Origin of the sequence: Methylobacterium durans (assembly GCF_003173715.1) — a bacterium.
Taxonomy (GTDB): Bacteria; Pseudomonadota; Alphaproteobacteria; order Rhizobiales; family Beijerinckiaceae; genus Methylobacterium; species Methylobacterium durans.
The window spans coordinates 1,683,980-1,706,559 of the sequence record NZ_CP029550.1 but is presented as its reverse complement, the minus strand read 5'-3'; the positions used below and the strand labels follow the sequence as shown (position 1 = coordinate 1,706,559).

21 protein-coding genes and 2 pseudogenes are annotated in these 22,580 nt (G+C 63.5%); 7 read left to right on the top strand and 16 right to left on the bottom strand.

Translation table 11 applies throughout. The features are described 5' to 3' along the window. The first annotated feature begins 6 nt into the window (after positions 1 to 6). Complete coding sequence (locus DK389_RS07930; RefSeq protein ID WP_109888649.1) at positions 7 to 846, top strand: HNH endonuclease; 840 nt, start codon at positions 7 to 9, stop codon at positions 844 to 846. A 64-nt stretch (positions 847 to 910) separates the two neighbouring features. Then, positions 911 to 1,327, top strand: a complete 417-nt coding sequence (locus tag DK389_RS07925) for a hypothetical protein (protein WP_109888647.1) — start codon at positions 911 to 913, stop codon at positions 1,325 to 1,327. A gap of 65 nt (positions 1,328 to 1,392) precedes the next feature. Here the strand turns inward: DK389_RS07925 and DK389_RS07920 are convergent. From DK389_RS07920 to DK389_RS07895, 6 genes and pseudogenes are all read right to left on the bottom strand, one after another. Continuing rightward, positions 1,393 to 1,620 (bottom strand): annotated as a pseudogene (locus DK389_RS07920) (arsenical resistance protein ArsH); the annotation flags it as partial. 13 nt (positions 1,621 to 1,633) lie between these two features. Beyond that, the gene (locus DK389_RS07915; protein ID WP_109888645.1) at positions 1,634 to 1,834 is read right to left on the bottom strand and encodes a hypothetical protein; all 201 of its coding nucleotides are present in this window, start codon (positions 1,832 to 1,834) and stop codon (positions 1,634 to 1,636) included. Between the two features lie 12 nt (positions 1,835 to 1,846). Then, positions 1,847 to 2,083 (bottom strand): hypothetical protein, encoded by a 237-nt coding sequence (locus tag DK389_RS07910; RefSeq protein WP_109888644.1) that lies wholly within the window; start codon positions 2,081 to 2,083, stop codon positions 1,847 to 1,849. 381 nt (positions 2,084 to 2,464) lie between these two features. Then, positions 2,465 to 3,181 (bottom strand): Crp/Fnr family transcriptional regulator, encoded by a 717-nt coding sequence (locus DK389_RS07905; RefSeq protein ID WP_109888642.1) that lies wholly within the window; start codon positions 3,179 to 3,181, stop codon positions 2,465 to 2,467. 19 nt (positions 3,182 to 3,200) lie between these two features. Next, positions 3,201 to 3,926 (bottom strand): sigma-70 family RNA polymerase sigma factor, encoded by a 726-nt coding sequence (locus DK389_RS07900; protein ID WP_109888640.1) that lies wholly within the window; start codon positions 3,924 to 3,926, stop codon positions 3,201 to 3,203. Between the two features lie 1,519 nt (positions 3,927 to 5,445). Next, positions 5,446 to 6,503 (bottom strand): IS630 family transposase gene (locus DK389_RS07895; protein WP_109888638.1). Its coding sequence is split into 2 segments (ribosomal slippage): positions 5,446 to 6,011 and positions 6,011 to 6,503, totalling 1,059 coding nucleotides; the frame shifts between segments, so codons are not numbered across the junction. Positions 6,504 to 7,320: 817 nt separating this feature from the next. On the opposite strand from DK389_RS07895, the gene DK389_RS07885 reads away from it, so the two are divergent. After that, positions 7,321 to 8,049: a transporter substrate-binding domain-containing protein gene (locus DK389_RS07885; RefSeq protein ID WP_109888636.1), complete on the top strand. Its 729-nt coding sequence runs from the start codon at positions 7,321 to 7,323 to the stop codon at positions 8,047 to 8,049. Between the two features lie 352 nt (positions 8,050 to 8,401). Here the strand turns inward: DK389_RS07885 and minE are convergent, their stop codons facing one another. From minE to DK389_RS07855, 7 genes are all read right to left on the bottom strand, one after another. After that, complete coding sequence (minE, locus tag DK389_RS07880; protein WP_109888635.1) at positions 8,402 to 8,671, bottom strand: cell division topological specificity factor MinE; 270 nt, start codon at positions 8,669 to 8,671, stop codon at positions 8,402 to 8,404. After that, the gene (gene minD / locus DK389_RS07875) at positions 8,668 to 9,483 is read right to left on the bottom strand and encodes a septum site-determining protein MinD (RefSeq protein WP_109896139.1); all 816 of its coding nucleotides are present in this window, start codon (positions 9,481 to 9,483) and stop codon (positions 8,668 to 8,670) included. The genes minE and minD overlap by 4 nt, the downstream gene beginning before the upstream one ends. Positions 9,484 to 9,686: 203 nt before the next feature. Next, positions 9,687 to 10,679 (bottom strand): IS481 family transposase, encoded by a 993-nt coding sequence (locus DK389_RS07870; RefSeq protein ID WP_109888633.1) that lies wholly within the window; start codon positions 10,677 to 10,679, stop codon positions 9,687 to 9,689. Between the two features lie 220 nt (positions 10,680 to 10,899). Then, positions 10,900 to 11,103, bottom strand: coding sequence for a hypothetical protein (locus DK389_RS07865; RefSeq protein ID WP_109888631.1), 204 nt, complete (start codon positions 11,101 to 11,103; stop codon positions 10,900 to 10,902). A gap of 110 nt (positions 11,104 to 11,213) precedes the next feature. After that, a complete protein-coding gene (locus DK389_RS32140; protein WP_162560551.1) occupies positions 11,214 to 11,393 on the bottom strand; it encodes a hypothetical protein in 180 nt (59 codons plus the stop codon). Between the two features lie 140 nt (positions 11,394 to 11,533). Beyond that, a complete protein-coding gene (locus tag DK389_RS07860) occupies positions 11,534 to 12,028 on the bottom strand; it encodes a DUF3280 domain-containing protein (RefSeq protein WP_109888630.1) in 495 nt (164 codons plus the stop codon). Between the two features lie 106 nt (positions 12,029 to 12,134). Then, positions 12,135 to 12,500: a hypothetical protein gene (locus tag DK389_RS07855; protein WP_162560550.1), complete on the bottom strand. Its 366-nt coding sequence runs from the start codon at positions 12,498 to 12,500 to the stop codon at positions 12,135 to 12,137. A gap of 354 nt (positions 12,501 to 12,854) precedes the next feature. Between DK389_RS07855 and DK389_RS07850 the strand changes: the two genes are divergently transcribed. The 4 genes from DK389_RS07850 (at position 12,855) to DK389_RS07830 (ending at position 18,870) form a co-directional block, all read left to right on the top strand. Then, positions 12,855 to 13,982, top strand: coding sequence for an alkene reductase (locus DK389_RS07850; RefSeq protein WP_109888626.1), 1,128 nt, complete (start codon positions 12,855 to 12,857; stop codon positions 13,980 to 13,982). Between the two features lie 1,336 nt (positions 13,983 to 15,318). After that, positions 15,319 to 15,624, top strand: coding sequence for a ribbon-helix-helix domain-containing protein (locus DK389_RS35210; protein WP_335645531.1), 306 nt, complete (start codon positions 15,319 to 15,321; stop codon positions 15,622 to 15,624). Then, the gene (locus DK389_RS07835; protein ID WP_109888622.1) at positions 15,617 to 17,644 is read left to right on the top strand and encodes a GAF domain-containing hybrid sensor histidine kinase/response regulator; all 2,028 of its coding nucleotides are present in this window, start codon (positions 15,617 to 15,619) and stop codon (positions 17,642 to 17,644) included. Before DK389_RS35210 ends, DK389_RS07835 begins: the two co-directional genes overlap by 8 nt. 227 nt (positions 17,645 to 17,871) lie before the next feature. After that, positions 17,872 to 18,870, top strand: a complete 999-nt coding sequence (locus tag DK389_RS07830) for an alpha/beta fold hydrolase (protein WP_109888620.1) — start codon at positions 17,872 to 17,874, stop codon at positions 18,868 to 18,870. 592 nt (positions 18,871 to 19,462) lie between these two features. On the opposite strand, the pseudogene DK389_RS07825 reads toward DK389_RS07830, so the two are convergent. The 3 genes and pseudogenes from DK389_RS07825 to groES form a co-directional block, all read right to left on the bottom strand. Next, positions 19,463 to 20,004, bottom strand: a pseudogene (locus DK389_RS07825) (hypothetical protein). 401 nt (positions 20,005 to 20,405) lie between these two features. Further along, on the bottom strand, positions 20,406 to 22,052 hold the full coding sequence (gene groL / locus DK389_RS07820; protein ID WP_109888618.1) for a chaperonin GroEL: 1,647 nt from the start codon (positions 22,050 to 22,052) through the stop codon (positions 20,406 to 20,408). 46 nt (positions 22,053 to 22,098) lie between these two features. After that, positions 22,099 to 22,413, bottom strand: a complete 315-nt coding sequence (gene groES, locus DK389_RS07815) for a co-chaperone GroES (RefSeq protein WP_109888616.1) — start codon at positions 22,411 to 22,413, stop codon at positions 22,099 to 22,101. Positions 22,414 to 22,580: the final 167 nt, after the last annotated feature.

Here is a 22,580-nt window from a genome sequence, read left to right as displayed (position 1 = left end):
GAGCCGATGCCCTGGGGTCCTTTTTATGAGCAGCGGGTCTACAACCGCCGCCGAGATATCCACGCCGTCTTTGGTGGACAGCAGCAGGGCGGCATCTGCACGCCCAGCCAGCACCCCGTCATCATCGTGTTCACTGGCTCGAGCGGAGAGCAGCATGGCTACGCTGATGGCTGGTCGCCTGAGGGCGTGTTTCGCTACTTCGGCGAGGGCCAGGTCGGGGACATGGTGTTCGAGCGTGGCAACCGCGCGATCCGTGACCACCTCGTTAACGGCAAGGACCTGCTGGTCTTTCAGACCCGCGGCCGGGAAGGAGTGCGCTTCCTCGGCCAGTTTGAGTGCGCCGGCTACAGCACCGAGTCTGCTCCCGACCGGGAGGGCAACCAGCGCTCCGCGATCGTCTTCGAGCTCATCCCTGCCGACGCCAGCGACAAGCCGGCCGAGGCCGACGACCAGCCGATCGTGGAGGTCGAGCTCGAGGTCGATCTGACTGGTCTGCGCACGCGTGCCTTGGAGGCTGCCCGGTCGACGCCGCAGGTCGCTGGCGCTGCGGCTCGCCGAAGCCTCTACCAGCGCTCGGCAATTGTTCGCCGCTACGTTCTCGCCCGAGCGGCCGGGGTCTGCGAGAGCTGCAACGAGCCCGCACCCTTCATCACCTTGCAGGGCGAGCCCTACCTCGAGCCCCATCACACCCGCCGCCTCAGCGACGGCGGCCCAGACGACCCCCGGTTCGTGGGTGCGGTCTGCCCAGACTGCCACCGCGAGATCCACCACGGACAGCATGGGCGTGCGAAGAACGAGGCCCTGATCGAGACGATCAGCCGGAAGGAAGCTGTCACCGGTGCATGACGTCTTCGAACTCTCTGATGGTCCCCTGCACTGGTTCTCGGGTTGGCCCGTGAGGGGCATGCCTATGGCCGGCTCAATCGTCTACACGATCTGGAACCGCGCCGGCGCCTTCGTCTACGTCGGCATGGCCGGCCGGAGCACGTCGACCTCGACCAAGAGCAAGGGACCGCTCGGACGCCTCGAGAGCCACGCCAACGGCCGCCGGAGCGGTGACCAGTTCAACGTCTACGTCTGCGATCGCTTCGTGCTGCCGCGCGTGCACAACCGCATCGCCCAGATCGCCGAGGGCACGCTGTCGCTCGACCGGCTAACCCGCGAGTTCATCCGCACGGAGCTCGGCTTCCGGTTCCTCGCGGTGCCGAGTCCGGCCGAGGCGTTCTTGATTGAGCGGCGCCTCCAGAGGGGTGAGTGGGGTGCGGGGCAGCCCATCCTGAACCCGCTCCCTCCACCAGCTGCAGCATCGAGGACGGTCGATCTGTAGGATCGCTCAGGATGCCTGCTGGCGCGCTCCGCATCTTCTCGCAGAGGCCCCTCGCACTCAGAGTGTTACAAGGACGATCCCGAGCGCTTTACGAACCCGATGTCGGCTGCCACCGCCTTGAGCCGGTCTGGCTCCCGCTCCTTGCGCTCGCTGTAGCGGTCCACGAGGTAGCCGGCCCGCTCGCGAGTCAGCAGCGTGAACTTCATCAACTCCTCACAGACATCCACCACGCGGTCGTAGAGTGGCCCCGGCTTCATGCTGCCGGCGTCGTCGAACTCCTTGTGAGCCATCGGCTGTCACCGCGCCTCAGCGGCTGTCGCGCAACAGAGCCGCTGCTTCCTGGAGAGCGGCCAATCCTTCGGTGCGGGCCTCTACCTCGCTGGCCAGCGAGTAGCAGGATTGCCGCACGACATGGTCGCGGTCGCGGATGAACCAGCAAAAGCGGCCAGGATCGTTCGCGGAGGGCTCCACCTCCAGGATGAGGGGAGCCGCACTATCCGCCGCCATCGCCATCGTCTCCTATGTGGCTGATTGATCGGTGTCGGCCGAGGGCGGGCAGTCGGGAAACGGCTGCCAATCCGTGAAGGCGTCAGCCGCGTAGCTGTGCCCGCAGGAGGCGACGTGCCAAGGGCGGGCATCGCCGAAGCGCGTCGGGTCCCAGCGGATCACGGCGCGCGTGTCGGGCTCGTGTCGGTCGATGGCGACGATCCACCGGCCGTCCTGCGGGGCCCGATCCATGGATCGCCAACTGGCCATGACACGCTCCTGCCCTGTCGTGCTCGACGAGCAGGAACGCTTAAGGTCTCAGAACCGTTTCAGGCTCTCTTCAGGCGCACCGCCTGCTGATGAGGCTCAGGTGGCCGCCGACGATGGTTGCTGTCCGATGGCCCGCGTCGCCAAACTCATCGTCACGCCGAAGGGGCTTTGTCGCGTCTCGCTCACGAGCTCAAGGCCGCCTCGATCAGCCCACATCTCGTGCCGGAATGAGCCGCAGCTTCATGCCCTCGCCCGGCTCATCGAGAGCATCTGCCCTCCGCCCTCTGGCCGGGGCATGCCGCGCAAACTCCGCGCTGCTCTGAAGCGTTCTATCGAAACGCTCGCCTAGCGCAGAGCACGAGAGGGGACGAGACGCCCTGATCAGGCAGCCCTGGCAGCACGCAGATCCAGGTATCCAGGGTCGAACCCAGCGAAGGCCTGCAGCCGCTCCACATCGGGGATGGTCAGCGCGGACTTGCTCCAGACGATCAGATCGTCCGCCCGCAACCCCTGAAGCACGCGGTTGATGTGGACCTGCGAGATGCCCATCGCGTCCGCCAGATCCGCCTGCGAGATTGCCAGCTCGAAGCTGTTCTCGTCCGCAAGTCCCACAACCTGCAGGCAGACCAGCAGCTCGCGGAAGTGATGGGCCAAGCGCCTGTCCGCCGGCCGGCTGTCGTTCACCAGCCACTCCCGGGCCCGGCTCAGCTCCATCAGGGCAAGCCAGCGCATCGCGCGAGCAATGCCGGGATGCGTCTCGATCAGTTCCGCGAGCCTTGCGCGCGGGATGTCGGCCACTGAGCAGTGTGTGAGAGCGCCCAGCCGCATGTCTCGTGTGGAGGGCCCGCAGGTGTGCATGCGGCAGAGGTCGCCTGGCACGGCGAAGGAGACGATCCGGCGGCTGCCCTGCCGGAGCGTCCTGTAGCGCCCGGCGATGCCGCTCGTGACGAGGTAGACGCGATCCGTGTTGTCGTAGACCGCGATGTCGTGCCGCGCGGAAACGGAGCGCCGGTTGAGCGTGAGCGTCTCCAGGGCGGAACGCTCGGCCTGCGACAGGGCCGCGCTGTGCTCCAGCTTGCGGATGAGGGGATGGCTCACAGCTGCAGGCGGCATCGGGTCATGCGGTGAGCCGCGCTGATGGCATATCGAGCGATCCGGTCAGGAACGCCCGCGCACGGCTGACCCGGCTTTTGACGGTCCCGACCTGACAGCCAACGAGCTCGGCCGCCGCCTCGTAGGTCAGGCCCTGCGCGCCGACGAGCAGCAGGGCCTCACGCTGGAGCGGCGGGAGCTTGGCGAGCACGGCCGAGACCTTCTGTAGCTCAATCCCATGCTCCTGAGCGGCCGGCGCTGTCAGCTGCCCTGCCATAACACCATCAACGTCCTCGACCTCGCGCTTGCGCTTGCGGCACTCGGTGTAGAACTGGTTGCGCAGGATCGTGAAAGCCCACGCCTTGAAGTTGCTGCCGGGCACGAAGCGGTGCTGGTTGGCCCACGCTCTGACCAGCGTCTCCTGCACAAGGTCCTCCGCGCGCGAGGGGTCTGCGATCAAGGAGAAGGCGAAGGCTCGCAGGTCCGGCAAAGCGGCCAGAAGGTCGTTGCGGAACTGGGATGCGAATGCGTCGCCGCGCGCGGTGAGCGCAGCATCGAACTGCGCGATTAGGTCGAGATGGCGCTGGGGTTGCGCCTCAGCCAGGATCGAGCCGTAGAACGCCTGCAGCTGATGCCCGAGGTAATCGCGCACAGGCGCCGGCAAGCTCGCATCGGCGTGGTGAACGTCAGGGCTGCCAGACGCGGAGGCTGGCGGGCTTCTAGGCGCGGCGCGGAGCGTGTCAGGTTTCATGGGTTTCGTGCTCCCCTGGCGAAGTCGTGACCGTGACGCCCAGGAGTTTCCAGAACATGCAGGCGGGAGCTTCTGGCATGCCAAGCCTGAACCGTGCCTAACGAAAGGCTACGCTTTGCCGCAAAGCCCTGGTGAAAAAGGCAAAGCTTCGTCAACGCTAGCTGAGCTGGCCGTTGGGCAGTGACGGCACGCGGCGCCGCAGCCGGCTCAAGCTGCGATGCCTAGATCTGCTCTGGGAGGCACTGGGTCGGGCAGACCGCGGCGGTAGATCAGCGCCACGGCATGCCAGAAGGCGGCACTATCTCCGCCCCGCTGAGCAATGCTCTCGTCAATCCGCTCCCGCGCATCCCGAGCGAGAGCCTCGACCTGAGCGGGTGGCACTTCGAGCTCGTCCATTGCTGCCTCGCGGATGTTAATCGCTGTTACATCAACGTGACCTGCATGCGTTTGCTCCCGCAGCTGATTCCGTGGGCCTGTATTCCAGCCAGTAGCTCACGGAACGCTCCATCTACACCCGATCATCTCTCCGCGATTCCGCGAAGCCAACATGAAAGCTGCGATCCTCAGCCTCCGCACGACAGGCGGCGCTGGGCACAAGCCGAAAGGACCGTTTGGTGATGTTACGCAAACCTCTATCATCAGCCTCGCGCGAGATTTTGCGCGGACCCAACGACACTCAGGGCACCACAAGCTTGCACTCGACCCGAGATATCCAACCAAAATAGCCCTCGGGCAAACTCGCCAACCTTCCACTGACCGCAAACATGAGCCTACATTCTCAACGATCGAAGGAGGCTTTGCGACGAATGATACCTCTGCCAGCGAAAACTATGCAGCAGCTAATCGCTCTCGCGGCACTGTGGTTGGTCTCCTTTTTCTTGATCAACCCAGTTCTGGCACAGGACAGCTGCAACCGTTGTATTCAGCATGTAGGACAAGGTCCGAGCAGTTGGGGCCCAGGTCTCTACAAGCACGACTTCCGAAATACCTGTAATCGCAGTGTCTACGTTTACCCGCGAGGTGCTACAACCGGGAGCACAGTTGCGAGTGCAAACGGAGAGTTTTCTCTCGACTGCAGCCGTAGACCTGGCCAGCAGTGTTCTGTGTCAGTGACTTCGAGTTGCGCCGGAGCCAGCGCTCGACCGCAGTCACCCTCACATCCTTCGCGATCAATGGATCGGCCATCGAGTTCCCGAGGTAGCTCCACTAGCTCATCAACTCGGGAGAGAGCCGGAACTACTCGTTATGGTCCAGGTCTATGCCCTAGAAATGATCCATACATTACTTCCTTAATGGATCAATACAGCGGCCATACTGACTGTGAAATGAGAAAGTGGCTGGATAGCCACGGTGTATTTTGCGGAAATATTAGATGTTAACATTGTTGAGGCAACGTTGGGCGCCGAAGCGGTGATCAGTTCAACGTCTACGTCTGCGACCGCTTCGTGCTGCCGCGCGTGCACAACCGCATCGCCGAGGGCAAGCTGTCGCTCGACCAGCTCATACCAAGTCTCACTGATCAGCACTCATGAGCCCAGGTGCGTCGGCCGATGGAGACGATGTGCCAGGGCTCATCAATGAGCCTGTTCCAGGCATGGCAGCAGTGATCGACGATGTCGTCGTAGGAGCCGAAGATCCGGTTGCCGAGCCAGTTTTGGCGTAGAAACTGCCAGATGGCCTCGACCGGGTTCAGCTCAGGCGAGCGCGCCGGCAGCGGCATGAGGGTGAGATTGCCCGGCACGACAAGCTTCTTGGTGAGATGCCAGCCTGCTTGATCGAGCAGCAGGACGGCGTGAGCGCCCGGTGTGACATGCTGGGCGATCTCGGAGAGATGATGGTTCATCGCCTCGGTGGTGCAGCGTGGCATGACGAGACCGGCGCCCTTAGCGAGTGCAGGGCAGAGCGCTCCGAAGATGTAGGCGGATTCGGTACGCTGATCCTTCGGAGCTGCCGGCCGTGTGCCGCGGCGTGCCCATCGCCGGGTGATGGTGTTCTTCTGGCCGACACGGGCCTCATCTGAGAACCAGATCTCTATCGGCTTGCCGCCGGTTGCCTGCGCGATCTCTGCCAGATGGGCCGGGAAGTCTTTTTAAAAACCTCCGCCGCCTGCAGATCCTGGGCGTGGTGGCGAGGCCGCGCCGAGAGCTTACGGAAGCCCATGGCGCGCAGGACGCGGCTCAGCGTCTGCTCGGAAACCGAGACACCGTGGTCCTCACACAGGATCTGGGCCAGATCGACCAGGCGCCAGCGCACCACACCGTGGGCAGCTGGCGTCGGGCCTTGCTCCACCATGGCCCGCAGCGCCTCGCATTGGGCCGCATTCAGGCGCGGGCGCGCACCGGGCGCTTTGCCGTCGATCAGGCCGTCAGGTCCCCGTGTGTTGAAGGCCAGCACCCAATCGCGCACGGTCTGCAGCCCGACCCCGCCGATCTGCGCCGCCTCCGAGCGCGATCGGCCGGCATAGATGGCTGAGAGTGCCAGGAGACGGCGTGTCTGGGCTGGAGTCCGTGAGGTCTTGGCGAGCGCGCGCAGCCTCGGCGCATCGAAATCTGACCGGAGCGGCACGGGAGCGGCCATCACATCCTCCTCGGGCAACCACGCCCAGAGAAGGAATCACACCCGGGTTCGCTGGGCTACTCACCCCACGTGAGTCACCCTCACCGAGGACTGGTATCACACGCGAGTTCATCCGCACTGAGCTCGGCTTCCGGTTCCTCCCGGTGCCGAGCCCGGTCGAAGGCTTCTCCATCGAGCGACAGCTGCAGCGGGGCGAATGGGAGGCCGGGCAGCCAATCCTGAAGCCGTTGCCGACCACCAGCTCGGCCTTGGTTGAAAAATGAATATCGGGGCGTTTTGATTTGACGTCCGTTTGAACTCGGCTTGACCAGATCCGATTGACGCATTGCCGGCGGCCCCAACTCCTGTTGACCACTAGCAGCGCCATGCCCGCGCTCAGCGAGGATGTGGCTCAGGATCACCTACGAGGCGCACCGGCTAGATTTCTGAGAGCCCACGCGGAGTTATGGCGCTCTGGAGAGGCGGTCGTCGTGGAGCCGCCTCGCGGGGCTTCGTCGGGATCCCAGGAGGAAACCGCAACGAGCGTGAGAGCAGGACGATGCGCTCGTCGGTGAAGCGATTTAGCGATTTCCCGACAGCATCCACTAGCATGCGCACGAAGGCCGATCTGAGCCTGCGCAGTCTTTCGACTGTTGCCTACTGCGCCTCGATCGACAAGAATCGCAACCAGGTCGAGCGGCTCTGGGTCGCCTGAAGGAATGGCATGCTATCGCAACGTGCTACGAGAAGACCGCCTTAAGCTTCATGGGTGTTCTATCGCTCGAAGCCGCTCTCGACTTGCCCATGACCTAACAGGCCGTAAGCGGCGCGAGGTGCTATGGACCGGTTTCAATCGAACGGGCGGCTGATCGCGGGCGTTTCCTTCGATATCCCCGGAATGGGCTACAAGAATCCTCAGACTGCCGCCATCACGGGGTTCGAGGCGGATCTTGCGAGGGCTGTGGGCGAGACGATTTTCGGCTCGGCGGACCGTGTCGATTTCTTCCAGGTCACGGACGCAGAACGAATCCAGTTTCTGCAGGCGGGCCGCGTCGATTTGGTCCTGTCCCAGTTGACGATCACGCCAGATCGCGCCGAGCAGGTGGATTTCTCCACGCCCTATTGCGTGACGCGAGAGGGGCTTCTCGTTCCGAAGGGGAGCTCCATCGGCCTTTTCGAGGACCTGAAGGGTAAGCGCGTCGCTGTGACCGACGGCTCGGTTTCGCTGCGTAGGATGCGCGCGGCGCTTCCCTCTCTCCCCGGCGCCACGCTTGTCATCACACCCCTCAGTGCCGGAAACCTCGACGCGGTCGACAAGGGTGAAGCCGACGCGGCATCGAACGACATGATCAACCTAACCATGGTGCGGGCTGGCTCGGTCCATCCGGAGCGCTATTCGATCATCGACATCGGGGACAGATTCGACCCAAAGCCCTTCGGTGTGGCCGTCAAGAAGGGGCATCGCACCCTTCTCGGCCTCCTCAACCAGGCGATCGAGAGCCTCAAGGCTGACGGTGGAATTGACCGCATGCTCGACAACGCTCTCGCAAGCCTCGCTCGCCGCTAAGCGTTGCAAAGCGGCCGCTCGGGGTGGCGTTCACAAGTCCTTTTCGACCAGCCCGTGACCGGGACGGCTCAATATTCACCCGATGGCCCGAGATTCCTTCAGCGGCCAGCGCCTGTGTAGGCATTTCGCCAAATCGCCCATGCCGGTGCAGTCAGGCGTCATCTCAGGGTGTATCTCGGATCCAGGTGGGCCCAGGATCCATGCCCGTCGGCTGCAGCGCCGTCCTCTGGGACTTCGCGTTCGTCGCGGCTGACGTAACGAAGACGAAAAACCGTGCTCTCTGAGTCGAGCGCTCCGCCGGGGCAACCGCATTCTCGGCCCAGAGTGCGCGTAGGCGAAATGCTTGCTCGGGTCAGGCCGCCTTGCGCATTCCGGCGGTTATGTTTGGGAGCTCGATGTTGATGTCCAGTGTCGAGACACCTTCGCGCTGCTCAGTCTTGATCGAGACCTTGTCTTGCTCGATCGCGGCGTGCTTGGCGATCATGGCGAGGATCTCCTCGCGCAGCGTGTCGACCAAGTGTGAGCGGCCGACCTCCGCCCGCTCGTGAGCAAGGATCACCTGAAGGCGATCGCGGGCCACCGGTGCAGTGCTGCGTCGGCGCAGGAGGCTCAGGATGTTCATGCGGCCCTCCGATTAAAGAACTTGCTCAGGAACGACTTTCTGTCAGCTGGGATGCTCATCGGCACCGTCTCGCCGTTGAGTCGGCGGACCGCGTCGGTGTAGGCGCGGGCGGGCGCCGAGAGCGGGTTGTTGAGGGTCACCGGGCAGCCGACGTTCGAGGCGCGCAGCACTTCCTCGCTCTCCGGGATGATGGCGAGCAGCGGGATCGAGAGGATCTCGAGCACGTCGTCCACCTTCAGCATGTCGCCGCGGTCGGCCCGGGTGGGGTCGTAGCGAGTCAGGATGAGGTGCTTGTCGATGGTCTCGCCCTTCTCGGCCCGGATCGTCTTCGAGTCGAGCAGGCCGATGATGCGGTCGGAGTCGCGCACCGAGGAGACCTCGGGGTTCGTCACCACCACGGCGACGTCCGCGTGGCGCATGGCCAGCGTCGCACCGCGCTCGATGCCGGCGGGCGAGTCGCAGATCACCCAGTCGAACTTCTCGCGCAATTCCTCCATGACCCGGGCGACGCCCGCGTCGGTGAGCGCGTCCTTGTCGCGGGTCTGGGAGGCCGGCAGCAGCGAGAGGCTGTCGAGCCGCTTGTCGCGGATCAGCGCCTGCGGCAGCTTGGCGTCGCCGTTGACCACGTTGATGAGGTCGTAGACGACCCGACGCTCGGCCCCCATGACGAGGTCGAGATTGCGCAGGCCGACGTCGAAGTCGACGACGCAGACGCTCTTGCCGCTCTGCGCGATGGCGGCACCGAGCGCCGCCGTGGTGGTCGTCTTACCGACGCCGCCCTTGCCCGATGTGACGACGAGAACCTTGGACATCATAGCTACCCTTGTGATGTAGACGTCGGCCTAGGCCGCGAGCCTCGTCACCAGGGCCGCCAGTCGGACGGAGTAATCTCGAGGAGATCTCAGTGGGCGCGTATCATGGTTAACAGAGCGTTAAATCCTCGTTGACCATGACCGTTTATCTGCCGCTTCCAAGACGTATCCTGCCCGACCTTCCATCTGGCACGAGCGCTGCGTTAGCTGTTTGGTCCCGGGATTTGGTGGTGCGGGTTCTGGGTGAACCTAGAGGGCTCCTCCGTCCAAGCTTTGCAGATAGCTTCGTAGGGCGTGAGGCCGCGTAGCGTCTTGAGGCGGCGGGCGAAGTTATAGGCGGCCACGAAGTCGGCGAGGTGCTGCCGAAGCTGACTGTGGCTGTCGTAGTAGAAGCGCTTGACGGTGGCGTCCTTGATCGTGCGGTTCATCCGCTCAACTTGACCATTCGTCCAGGGATGGCGCGGCTTCGTGAGACGGTGCTCGATGTTGAGGTCGGCGCAGGCGCCCTCAAAGGAGTGGCAGCGGAACAGCACCTTCTCGGCGCGCATCGCTCTGATCTCTTCCGGCGTCCAAGTGTTCCCGGACGGCTCGGTGAAATGCGTGCCGTTGTCGGTGAGCACCGTGTGGATCTTGTAGGGAACGGCGGCAGCAAGGGCCCGCAGGAAGTTGCCGGCGACCCGGCGCGTGGCCTTCTCGTGCAACTCGGCGAAGGCGAACTTGGAGGTCCGGTCGATCGCCACAAGCAGGTAGAGTCGGCCTTCTTTGGTGTGCACCTCGGCGATATCGATGTGGAAGTAGCCGAGCGGGTAGCGCTTGAATTTTGCACGTAGCGGCTTGTCGCCATCCACTTCGGGGAGCCGCGAGATGCCATGGCGCTGCAGGCACCGGTGCAGGCTTGAGCGTGTAAGGTGCGGGATCGTCGGCTGCAGGGCGTAGAGGCAGTCGTCGAGTGGCAGCAGGGTGTGCCGGCGAAAGGCGACGATCACCGCCTCGTTCTCGGCCGTCAGCACCGTAGACCGGTGTTCCGTTGGCCCCGTCTTCCGGTCAGCCACCGAGGACCGCTTCTTCCACTTCGCGACGGTCTTCGGGTTGACGCCGTAACGGGCCGCCAACGCCCTCAGGCTCGCTTGACTATGCTGTATCGCTCGACGGACTGCCGCTGTCGTCGTGGCGCTCCCGTGCTGAACCTGGCCCATAGCGCGTCCTTCCACTCTCGTGAGAAAACTGCACCATCAAACCCTGGGATCAAACAGTTAGCCGGGGACACGTTCGGACTTCAAGGCCGTAGATCGCGGTGCTAGTGCGGATCGGCGCCGCTTCGCGGAGGCTACCACGGGTCAGCGTTGCTAGACCCATCACCAATTGCGGCGAGAAGCACAAGATCAAAGGCGGAGCCAGGCGGGCGATTGTGCCGCGTCAGGGATCGCGGCGTTGGGAATGCTCTCGAAACTCGAAGCGGGGCAGCGGTTCCGCGTTCGGGTTGTGGAAGCGGAAGTCATCCATCCCGATCATCAAGGAGCGCCCGTCTGGGAGCGTGACCGTCATCCGCATGTCGGCCTCGAAAGTAAGCTTTGCCTCTGAGTGGAAGAACGGGCCGTAGATCTCCTTGAGAGCGTCCATGCTCGCATCCTCAGTGCGATTTACAATCAGCCATGCTGGGTAGACTGGGCCTCGTTCCAGCAACGGGCAGTAATCTCGGTCCCGGACCTTAGCTGCCCGAAAGCCTGATCTTACACGCGGCGATTGAGCGCCCCAGGAAGTTTATGCGTCCGATGCACACGGAGCGATGCACGCAGGAAGGTCGAGTAATTCTCTGCCTCGTCGAGGCTGAGCCCAAACGCAACCGGTTTGTCTCCCCAGAAAACCGCGTGAGTGCCATCTCCTTCAGGCTTCACCATGATCTTCAACATGATGCCTCCTCCTGAGGTGCGCCCACCTGGCAACGGTATCGCTCGCGAGCGCCCGCCCAATCAACCGCTCAAATCGGCAGATGGTTCGGTCCGCATTCGAACACGCAATCGGCAGTTCGCTTGTTTGCGGCATGCCCGCTCTATCGCCGGGGCGGAAGGTTGTTTTTCACGAGATATTTCGGTCCACGATCGAACGAGGTGTCGTTGTTGCCGCGGACGTCGACGCTGTAGGCTTGCTCGGGTTTGCTGTTTTTCAGATCTTTCAGGTAGACGTTGATGTTGAGGATCAGATTAGACACCTTCTGGATCTCGCCTGTGATCACGACATCCGCTCCGAGCTTCCTGGCGTAGTCCTCAGCGAAGCCGTTGCAGTGGCGCAGGTCAGGGCCTTTGGCCACCTCGGCCTTCACTGCTTCGGTCGAGACGATCTGGTATCGGCCGCTCTCCGTCAGTAGGAAGCGCAGGATGTCACTCAGGGGAGCGAGGCGTGCCTGGTCAGCGTCGGTTGGGCCCAGCGCACCTTGATCGGCAAGTTGGAAGTCGAAGACGGCAGCCTTCGGTGGCCCGGCATGAGCGGCTGTAGAAGCAAGTAGCGCGACGACAAGAGCCGTAGATCGCCAGTGTCCGATCTTCATAAGCGTTCCTTCCCGAATACCCTTCGAGAGGGGAACGAATGACGACGAGGTAATGCACTGTATGCAGCCATCCATTCGTGAGCAGCCCGAATTCGGGCACTCACGATCAGGCTTCAGGCTGGAGCTGAACGGGTCCGCCAGAGAGCTCGCAACGCTCGCAAGGGCAGCGAGGTCCCTTGAAGACGGCGTAAGCCCCTAACACAATGAGGGCTGAGAGAAGTGCCAAGAGCGTGTTGATCAAGAGCTTCGTCTTCTCCAGTGAGCGGGCGGCCTGAATCGAAAGGCCGAGCCACCACGTGTGTCTGCGGATCAGCTGCCCCAAACCAGGCGAGACTAAGACTCTTGCACAGATAATCTGCACGAAGCAGGAGGGCAGCCAGATGACGATCGGTTGCGAATGCTCAAGCTTGACGAGCTCCCTGACATTGCCGACAAAGATCAGCGCGCTAACCAAGCGACGCGGAGCATACATGCTCAGCATCCCGACTTATTGGTCTCCACGACGAGTGCGCGAGCGTCTTTCCCTCGATGAGGGGCCGCATGTGCGTCGGCACTGTGGCCGCCAAAGGGACCTCTGATCGGCCTCAGTGTAAGCGCTGCGCATTCGCGAGAGCCGCCCGATGTCGTGCTTGCGGGTCGGCCATGGCTGATCGAGTGAGGGATACTTCTGCAGCGCGTGCCGGTTGTTCGGGGCCGGGCCGGAAAGCTCCAACACGGCTCGAGCACTCGGGCTCCCGCCGAGCGCGCTAGCCAAGCCCAGTCTGGCTCTCGTGCTGCGCCCCCCGCTGCACGCCCATGTGACTCGACTTCGATGGAGACTCGCGGTTTGTCCAAAGATCCCCTGTTCATACCCATTCGCATCGGTGCTCTCGCTCTGGAACACCGGATTGTTATGGCGCCGCTGACCCGCATGCGGTCGCGCCAGCCCGGCGACGTGCCACAAGCCCTCAACGCCACATACTACGGCCAGCGAGCCAGCCAGGGTGGGCTCATCATCGCGGAAGCGACCGACGTGTCGCAACAGGCCCGCGGCTATCCGGGAGCACCTGGCGTCCACTCGGCAGAGCAAATTGCCGGTTGGCGCCTCGTTACCGATGCGGTGCATGCCAAGGGTGGGCTGATCGTCCTGCAGATCTGGCACACGGGGCGCATCTCCCATTCGTCGATGCAGCCGGGCGGGGCGCGTCCTGTCGCGCCCTCTGCCGAGCCCGCCCCCGGCAACCACCTGGATGCGCACTTCAATCCTGTGCCCTTCGAGGAGCCGCGTGCGCTCACGCTGGACGAGATTCCCGGCATCGTGGCGCAGTTCCGTCAAGCGGCGCTGAATGCCCGTGAGGCGGGCTTCGATGGCGTCGAGATCCACTCAGCGAATGGCTACCTAATCGACCAGTTCCTGCAGGACGGGACCAACCGACGAACCGATCGCTATGGCGGCGCGATCGAGAACCGGGCGCGGCTCCTCCTGGAGATCGTCGATGCGATAGCTGCAGCCTGGAGCGCCGATCGCATCGGCGTGCGTCTCTCGCCCTGGGGGTCATTCAACGGGATGAAGGATTCCGATCCAGGTGCACTGTTCGACTACGTGACCTCCCAGCTCGGAGAGCGACATCCGGCTTACATCCACGTTGTCGAGCCACGGGCAGACCAGAACAGCGATACCAATGCCCTCGATCCCGATGCGCCCGACGCTGCCTCACGGTTCAAGATGAGATTTGGCGGTCCTCTCATCGCGGCCGGCGGCTTCACCGCCGAGACCGCTCGCAAGGTGATCGCGCGTGGCGATGCGGACGCTGTGGCGTTCGGGCGGCAGTTCATCGCCAACCCAGACCTGCCGGAGCGAATTCGTGCCGGCGCTTCCCTTAACAGCTACGATCGCTCGACCTTCTATGGCGGCGATGCTCGGGGCTACATCGATTATCCAGCGCTTGAGAGCCAAGGACAGGACGCCGCCTGATCTAACTCCTGCCCACAATCGAGCGTCGAGCCCCATTGCAAGAGCGGCTCCTGCGGCTGCGGAGTGCAGCGAAGGCTGCGGCCAAAAGGCAAGGGAGATCCGCGCAGTCTTCCCCGGCAAAGGTCACACATTCCAATCGTAACGGGCACGCGGAGAAGGTCGAAGACGGGGAGAGGCTGCGCATGCGCCGGCGGTGTGGCCGCGGGTCTGGCTTGCCGCCGGCTAATATGGAGCCACGGCTTCAGGTGCAGGAGCAGGCTGGATAGGCCGCTGCTGGTCTGAACGCGTGGAGTTCGGGACAACGCGCGGAGCGCTGACAGCCTTTGCTCCTGGAGGACCTGCCGGTCCCCGAGGGCCGGGCGGACCAGGCGGGCCTGCTGGTCCCCGCGGACCTGCTTTTCCGGGTGGGCCTGGCGGGCCGATCGAACCAGCCTCACCGGGAGGCCCCGGCGGTCCAGCAGGTCCAGCCTCACCCTGCAATCCTTGCGCCCCTTGCGGACCGGGCGCACCTGGCTCGCCTTTCGGTCCAGGTGGTCCCTGCAGTCCGACAGGCCCAGGACCGCCGTCTGTTCCAGCTGGACCGACGGACCCTGCCTCGCCAGGATTGCCCTTTTCTCCGGGCTGCCCGACCGGTCCGATCTGGCCGGGAGATCCCTGCAGGCCAGAAGGTCCTATAGATCCAGGCGGACCTGCTGGACCGGGTGGACCTGCGGGTCCAGGCGGCCCGGGAGGGCCAGGTGGACCTTGCGGTCCGGCAGCCGCGGTCTGAGACGCTACTGCTGTATCGCCCTTGTCGCCCTTCGCTCCCTGCTGACCGCACTCGCCGACAACGGCGCTGCGCTCCTGTCGCGCCGTTCGCAGCGTCACGATGCAGCTGGCAGGATGGTAGACGACGCGGAACTCGAAATTGCCCTTGCTGTCTGTGCGCCTTGGAAACTTGTCGTCGAGGGTAATCTCAGACTCCGGCTCATCGACTGAGCCCAGCACCCAGAGCTCGCCGGCTGTGATCTTGGCTGCCAGGATCTGCACCTCAGCCAAAGCTGCGATTGGAGCAAGACAAATGAGTATTGCGATAAAATCCCGTGAGAACGCGCGCACTCAGAACTCCGACGATTGGCGCCATATTCGGCCTCTTCAACAGCTTGTCAGTTTTGCTGAAGCGGTGGAAGCGAGTTGGCGTCAGAGCGTGCGGATGTGAACGCATATTGCATCTTCCGGGCTGCTAGGCTCCTTAAGACGCACGAGGACCACAGATTGAGGCAGGCTGATCTCACCGATCTACAGCCTGTCGGACAAGCTGTGCGTTTCGCGCAGCGCTCGTTTTGTCCGTTGGGGTATGCGCTTGCAGACAAGTGCTATGCTGCAGGGCAGATGCTTGTTTGCCCTGTGGAGCAGTGTGGGGGTGTTTCAGATGCGACACCCTCGCAACAGCGTGCTACGCTGCGGGATGGCTGCAAAGCACTCCCGTCACATCGCACTCACCGGCCCTCTCGCCGAATACGTCGAGACTCAGATCGCCCGAGGTGAATATGCCTCCGTAAGCGAGATGGTCCGGGCCGCCCTCCGTCTGTTGATGGAGCGTGACCGAGCGGCAGCTCGCCCCAACCTTCCGGCCCCTCAGACTTCGTCAGCCGATGAATAGGCCTGCGCCTGATCTCCACGTAGGTCACGACTTCCAAGCCGACCTTGCGGCCATCGACAGCATCGAGGTGGTGCCGACGATCTTGGAGACCGTCTGCCGTGCGACAGGCATGGGCTTCGCCGCAGTGGCTCGTGTCACGGACGATCGCTGGGTTGCCTGCCAAGTGCGTGACGGGATTGCATTCGGACTGCCGCCCGGCGGTGAGTTGGAGGTCGCGACGACGATCTGCCGCGAGGTCCGGCGTGACGGAGTTGCTGTCGTCATCGACCATGTCGCTGAAGACGAGGTCTACTGCGGCCATCCAACTCCGGCGCGTTATGGCTTCCAGAGCTACATCTCGATGCCCATCGTGCTGCCAGACGGCACCTTCTGGGGCACGCTCTGCGCCATCGATCCGCAGCCGGCTCGCCTGAACACGCCTGGCACCATCGGCATGTTCAAGGCATTCGCTGACCTGATCGCCTTTCACCTCGATGCGCAGCAGCGCGTGAGCGTCAGCGCTGTCGAGCGTGATCAGGCTTGGCGCCTGTCGCAAGATCTCCTCGTCATCGTCACCGCCGAGGGCGTGCTTCAGGCTGCCAACGCAGCTTGGACGAGGATCCTCGGTTGGCAGGAACATGAACTCGTCGGCAGGAGCTTCGCAGATTTTGCGCATCCTCTCGAGATTGAGAACCTGACCGCCATCCGCAGCTGCATCACCGAGAAGCCGCTGACGGACCCTTGCGAGATCCGGGTGCGGCACAAGGACGGCAGCTATCGTTGGTTCGCGTGGACGGGGGCCTTCGAGGGCGGGAAGATCTACGCGAACGGCCGTGACGTCACCACCCATCGTGAGCAAGCGGAGGCTCTTGCCCGAGCGGAAGAGGCATTGCGACAATCTCAAAAGCTTGAGGCGGTAGGCCAGCTCACGGGAGGTGTGGCGCACGACTTCAACAACCTCCTGACCATCATCCGCTCATCTGTCGAATTCCTCCGGCGCCCCGATCTGCCGGAGGAGCGTCGTAAGCGCTACATGGATGCGGTCTCAGACACTGTCCAGCGCGCTGCCAAGCTGACCAGCCAGCTTCTCGCCTTCGCCCGCAGGCAAGCTCTCCAGCCTGAAGTGTTCGAGGTCGGAACCTGTTTGCGTGCCGTGGCCGAGATGCTCGATCCGATCATGGGCGCGCGCATCCGCATCGTGACCGAGGTGCCCGATACCCTCTGCTACGTGCGGGCGGACCTGAGCCAGTTCGAGACCGCCCTCGTCAACATGGCGGTGAATGCCCGTGACGCGATGGAGGGCGAGGGCACGCTGACGGTGCACCTTTCCTGCCACGATGGGATGCCGCCCATCCGCCACCACTCGGGTGCGTCAGGGCCCTTTGCGGCGGTGTCGCTGACCGACACAGGCTCCGGCATCGAGCCAAGTCAGATCAGCCGCATCTTCGAGCCCTTCTTCACGACAAAGGAGATCGGCCGCGGCACAGGCTTGGGTTTGTCGCAGGTGTTTGGCTTTGCCAAGCAGTCCGGCGGCGATGTGGATGTCGCGAGCAAGCTCGGTCAGGGCACCACGTTCACGCTCTACCTGCCTGAAGCTGAGGCCGAGGTCACACAGGAGCCCGAGGAGGAGCTCAGTCCATCAGCGGACGGCTCTGGGCAGCGGGTGCTCGTTGTAGAAGACAACTTGGAGGTGGGCCGGTTCGCAACACAGATCCTGGAGGATCTTGGGTATGTCACGACCTGGGCCCACAACGCTCCTGAGGCGCTGAAAGTGCTTGGCACCGCTGGAGCGGTGTTCGATGCGGTGTTCTCGGACGTGGTGATGCCGGGCATGGATGGCGTTCATCTTGCCCGTGAGATCCGGCGCCTCCATCCCGGTCTGCCGGTCGTGCTGACGAGCGGCTACAGCCACGTGCTGGCGAAAGAGGGCCCGGACGGCTTCGAGCTTCTGCAAAAGCCCTATTCGGTCGAGGCGTTGTCGCACATCCTTCGCCGGGCAACAGGCAAGACGAAGCGCAGACGCCTTTCGAAGCAGAGCTAAGCCAGCCAATTGCTGCAATCTCGGACTCCGAGATTTGGACCGGCGCCGAGACTGCTAGAGCACCGGTCCGAATAAAGCATGTCCGCTCAGGTATCACTCCACGGACATTGGTTTCAATTTCGGGATCGGCAGCCCTGGGCGGATTGAGCGTCATCGGGCCTTCGTCAATGTCATCGGCGGAACAAGCCGCAGAACCTCGGCTTGACCCCAGCATCAAGCGAGGATGCATGCACGACGACAGGGCTCACAACTTCAGGCCACGCACCAACGGGCGGAACTGGTTGGCTCCCGGCCTGATCGGATCCGCGGCCGCTCTGGGAGCCGCGGCTCTCTACACGGTGGCGAAGACGCGTGAGGCGGAGCATCGCTACCCGCCCATCGGTCGCTTCATGAGCGTGAACGGGGTGCGCCTGCACTACATCGAGCGTGGGCAAGGCGAGCCCGTGGTGCTCATCCACGGCAACGGCACCCTGGCCGAGGACTTTGTCATCAGCGGCATCGTCGACGAGCTTGCCAAACGCTATCGCGTGATCATCATCGACCGGCCAGGCTACGGCTACAGTGAACGCCCGCGGGGGCTGTGGACGCCGCGCGCTCACGCAACCCTCTTCCAGACGGCCCTGGAGCGGCTTGGCGTCTCCCGGGCCGTGGTGCTCGGGCACTCCTGGGGCAGCTTGGTTGCGGTAGCTCTGGCGCTGCAAGCGCCGCAAATCGCCCGCAGCCTCGTCCTGGCATCCGGCTACTACTACCCGACGCTGCGGGCCGACGTGCTGCTGTTCTCCCCACCTGCCATCCCGGTGGTCGGAGACGTGATGCGCTACACGGTTTCGCCCTTGCTTGGGCGCGTCCTGTTGCCTGGCTTGAGCAAGGCCATGTTCGCACCAGTCGAGGTGCCAGAGCGGTTCGATCTGCTGTTCCCGAAAGCGCTGATGCTCCGCCCCTCGCAGTTGCGAGCATCGGCCGAGGACGCGGCCCTGATGACGCCCGTCACCGTGGAGCTTCGAGAGCACTACCGCAAGCTGAGGCTGCCGGTGGTGATCATCACGGGCGCAGATGATCAGATCGCGGATGTCGGCCGTCAGTCGGAGCGGCTGCACCGCGAGTTGCCGGACAGCGAGTTCATCGTCGTTCCGGGCATGGGGCACATGATCCACCACCTTGCGCCCAAGCGGGTGATTGGAGCCATTGATCGTGCTTCAGAGAGGTCAAAAGCAAGGCCGGCTTGAAGTGCAACTGGCCGCATCATGGGGCAGCTGTCCCTTGAGCGCTCGATCTCAAGTCATCATAGCGCAGTGACGCGGCCCGCCTGCAAACTGATCGCGCTCGCCTCGTCTGCGGTGAGTGCCTCATCGCGCGCACTCACTACGCACCCGGGCCCAACCCGCATTCGAACGAGCTCGAGGGCAGCTTCAGCGCTCGTCGAAAGCACGGCCCACCGCTTAATGACCCGCTCTTTGCCTGCGAGGCGGGGTGACTCACTCGTCACGATGAAGGCCTTGACATTGAGCGGGCCTGAGATCGGAGGGACTCGAGCTCCTATGTCGACTGCCGGGCCGTGCTGGTCGACGAGTCCCGAGGCACATTCCAGGCTGACGCCGGACTGGATCCAAGGACATGCTTCGGATCCAGCTGGACCCAGGGTCTATGCCCTTTGAGCAGCATGCGGCTTTCTGGGACTTCGCCTCCTCAGAAGCCGATGGGGCAGACAGCTGAAGCCGTGCTCTCCGGGAATCAGCGTCACCTCACGCGATGCCCACGCCACCACGACCAGTTTCAAAGGCCTGACCGAGGAGTCTGATGAACCCGCGCGGGTTGATCCTACGCTGCAGTCTCGCTCTGCCCCAATTTGCTGAGCCATCCTTTCAGCTTCGCAGGTAGGAACTGCGCGCGGACCACTGTGTGCTCTGAGGCGGACTCGCGCGCCGCATCCAGCCGCTCAATGGCATCCTCGCTTGCGAGCGGGTCTGCCTGCCGGCCGATGGCAAGCGCTCCTTCGAGAACCCTGATGCCTTCATCGAGGGAGACGCGAATGGGCAGAGGGCCGTCGAGGTTGATGCGCGAGCGGATATAGGCCTCACGCTCCGCTTCAACCTCTGGCGTGTCGGCGCAGGCGAGCCGAGTGACGAACGGAAGCAGGCGCTGGCGCTGCACGTCGTTCGCTTCGTCGTTCAGGTGAAGTGCGAGACGGCAAATTGGCCGCGAGAAGCACGGCGGCATCGCGAGATGCGATTTGATTGGGCGGTAGGGATAGCCGTGCGCGACGACGGCCGCTTCGTTGATACAGGTGCCACCGTCAGGCCCGGAAACGGATGTGAGCCGCGCTTAAGCGTCCAGTTCAGGATGTGGTCGAAGTTGCTCATGTGGCGACCTCGTCAGATTTTAAAACCTAAGCTCCTCCTGCAAGTGCGACTGTGTCAACAGTCGCCATAGCTCAAAAAGTCGTCCCTATTATGGCTCAGCTTGAACAGCTGCCCATCTCTTAGGCAAAAGACCTGGGCGGCCCGTTAAAGCAGCTGCCACGCTTCACATTGTTGGACATCTCTGACGGAATGCTCAGCCGAGATCCTGGCGGCTTGAGGATCGTAAGATCGACAGCTTTTGCTTGAAGTAGCCCGGCCTGCAAATCAGCCAAGGTTTGCAGCTGTGGCAAAGTCGCCGGCGCACCCCAGGCAATTGGGACTTGGTGTCACTTTGAGGCGGTCGAGATGCGGGCAACAAAAAGGGCTGCCCGAAGGCAGCCCTCGTTGCGAATGGTGGGGGCTCAGAAATCCATACCGCCCATGCCACCCATGCCACCACCGCCCGGCATCGGAGGAGGAGGCTCCTTCTTCGGGGCGTCCGCGACCATCGCCTCGGTGGTGACGAGGAGGCCGGCGACGGAGGCCGCGTCTTGGAGGGCAGCGCGCACGACCTTCACCGGATCGACGATGCCGGCCTGAACCAGATCAACGTATTGCTCTGTCTGAGCATCAAAGCCGAAGCTCGCCGAGTTGTTCTCGGTGATCTTCCCCACGACGATCGAGCCCTCAACGCCAGCATTCTCAGCGATCTGACGGACCGGGGCCTCGAGCGCCTTGAGGACGATGTTGATCCCCGCCTGCACATCGGGATTGTCGCTCTTCAGCCCCTGCGCGGCAGCTCTGGCACGCAGCAGCGCCGTGCCGCCGCCGGGGACGATGCCTTCCTCGACCGCCGCGCGAGTGGCATGCATCGCGTCGTCGACGCGATCCTTCTTCTCCTTGACCTCGACCTCGGTCGAACCACCGACGCGGATCACCGCGACGCCGCCCGCGAGCTTGGCCAGACGCTCCTGGAGCTTCTCGCGGTCGTAGTCCGAGGTGGTCTCCTCGATCTGCGCCTTGATCTGCGCAATCCGGCCGTCGATGTCAGCCTTGGTGCCCGCACCGTCGACGATCGTGGTGTTCTCCTTCTCGATGCGGACGCGCTTGGCGCGGCCGAGCATCGGAAGGGTCACGTTCTCGAGCTTGATGCCGAGATCTTCCGAAATGGTCTGCCCCTTGGTCAGGACTGCGATGTCCTCGAGCATGGCCTTGCGGCGATCACCGAAGCCCGGCGCCTTGACGGCCGCGACCTTGAGGCCGCCGCGCAGCTTGTTCACGACGAGGGTCGCGAGCGCCTCGCCCTCGATGTCCTCGGCGATGATGAGGAGCGGCTTGCCGGTCTGCACCACGGCCTCGAGGACCGGGAGCATCGCCTGCAGCGAGGAGAGCTTCTTCTCGTGGATCAGGATGTAGGGGTCGTCGAGCTCGGCAATCATCTTCTCCGCGTTCGTGATGAAGTAGGGAGACAGGTAGCCGCGGTCGAACTGCATGCCCTCGACCACGTCGAGCTCGGTCTCGGCGGTCTTCGCCTCCTCGACCGTGATCACGCCCTCGTTGCCCACCTTCTCCATTGCGGCAGCCAACATGCGGCCGATCTCGGCATCACCGTTGGCGGAGATCGTGCCGATCTGAGCGATCTCGTCGTTCTTGGTGATCTTGCGCGCGCCCTTCTTCAGGTCCTCGACGACAACCGAGACCGCCTGGTCGATGCCGCGCTTCAGATCCATTGGGTTGACGCCAGCCGCGACATACTTGGCGCCCTCGCGGACGATCGCCTGAGCGAGCACGGTCGCGGTGGTGGTGCCGTCACCCGCGATGTCGTTGGTCTTCGAGGCCACTTCGCGCACCATCTGGGCGCCCATGTTCTCGAAGCGGTCGGCGAGCTCGATCTCCTTGGCGACGGTCACGCCGTCCTTGGTGATGCGCGGCGCGCCGAAGCTCTTCTCGATCACGACGTTGCGGCCCTTGGGGCCCAGCGTCACCTTGACCGCATTGGCCAGGATGTCGACGCCACGAAGCATCTTCTCGCGAGCGTCTGCGGAGAAGCGGACTTCTTTTGCTGCCATGTTTGTCACTCCTCAAAAGACATGACGATGTAGGCAAGCCCCGGGATCAGGCGGCCTGCTGCAGAGAGCCCTGGGCCTCAATCACGCCCATGATGTCGGACTCCTTCATGATCAGGAGATCCTGACCATCGATCCGGACTTCCGTGCCGGACCACTTGCCGAACAGCACGCGATCGCCGGCCTTCAAGTCGAGAGGCGTCACGCGGCCCTGCTCGTCGCGGACTCCAGGCCCAACGGCGACGATCTCGCCCTCCTGCGGCTTCTCCTTGGCGGTATCCGGGATGATGATGCCGCCCTTCGACTTCTCCTCCGCCTCGATGCGGCGGACAACGACTCGATCGTGCAACGGACGGAACGTCATGCAATGCCTCCAGCGCGAGTGCTGCACTCATGAACCATCGGGCACTTGGACAAGCCGCCCGACGGCCGGCAAGCTGGGAGCGATAGCGGGACTTCGCAAGAGATCTCGAGGACATTTTTTGGCACTCGTAGCAGTTAGGTGCCAAGCTCGACCGTGTCGCTTGGCAG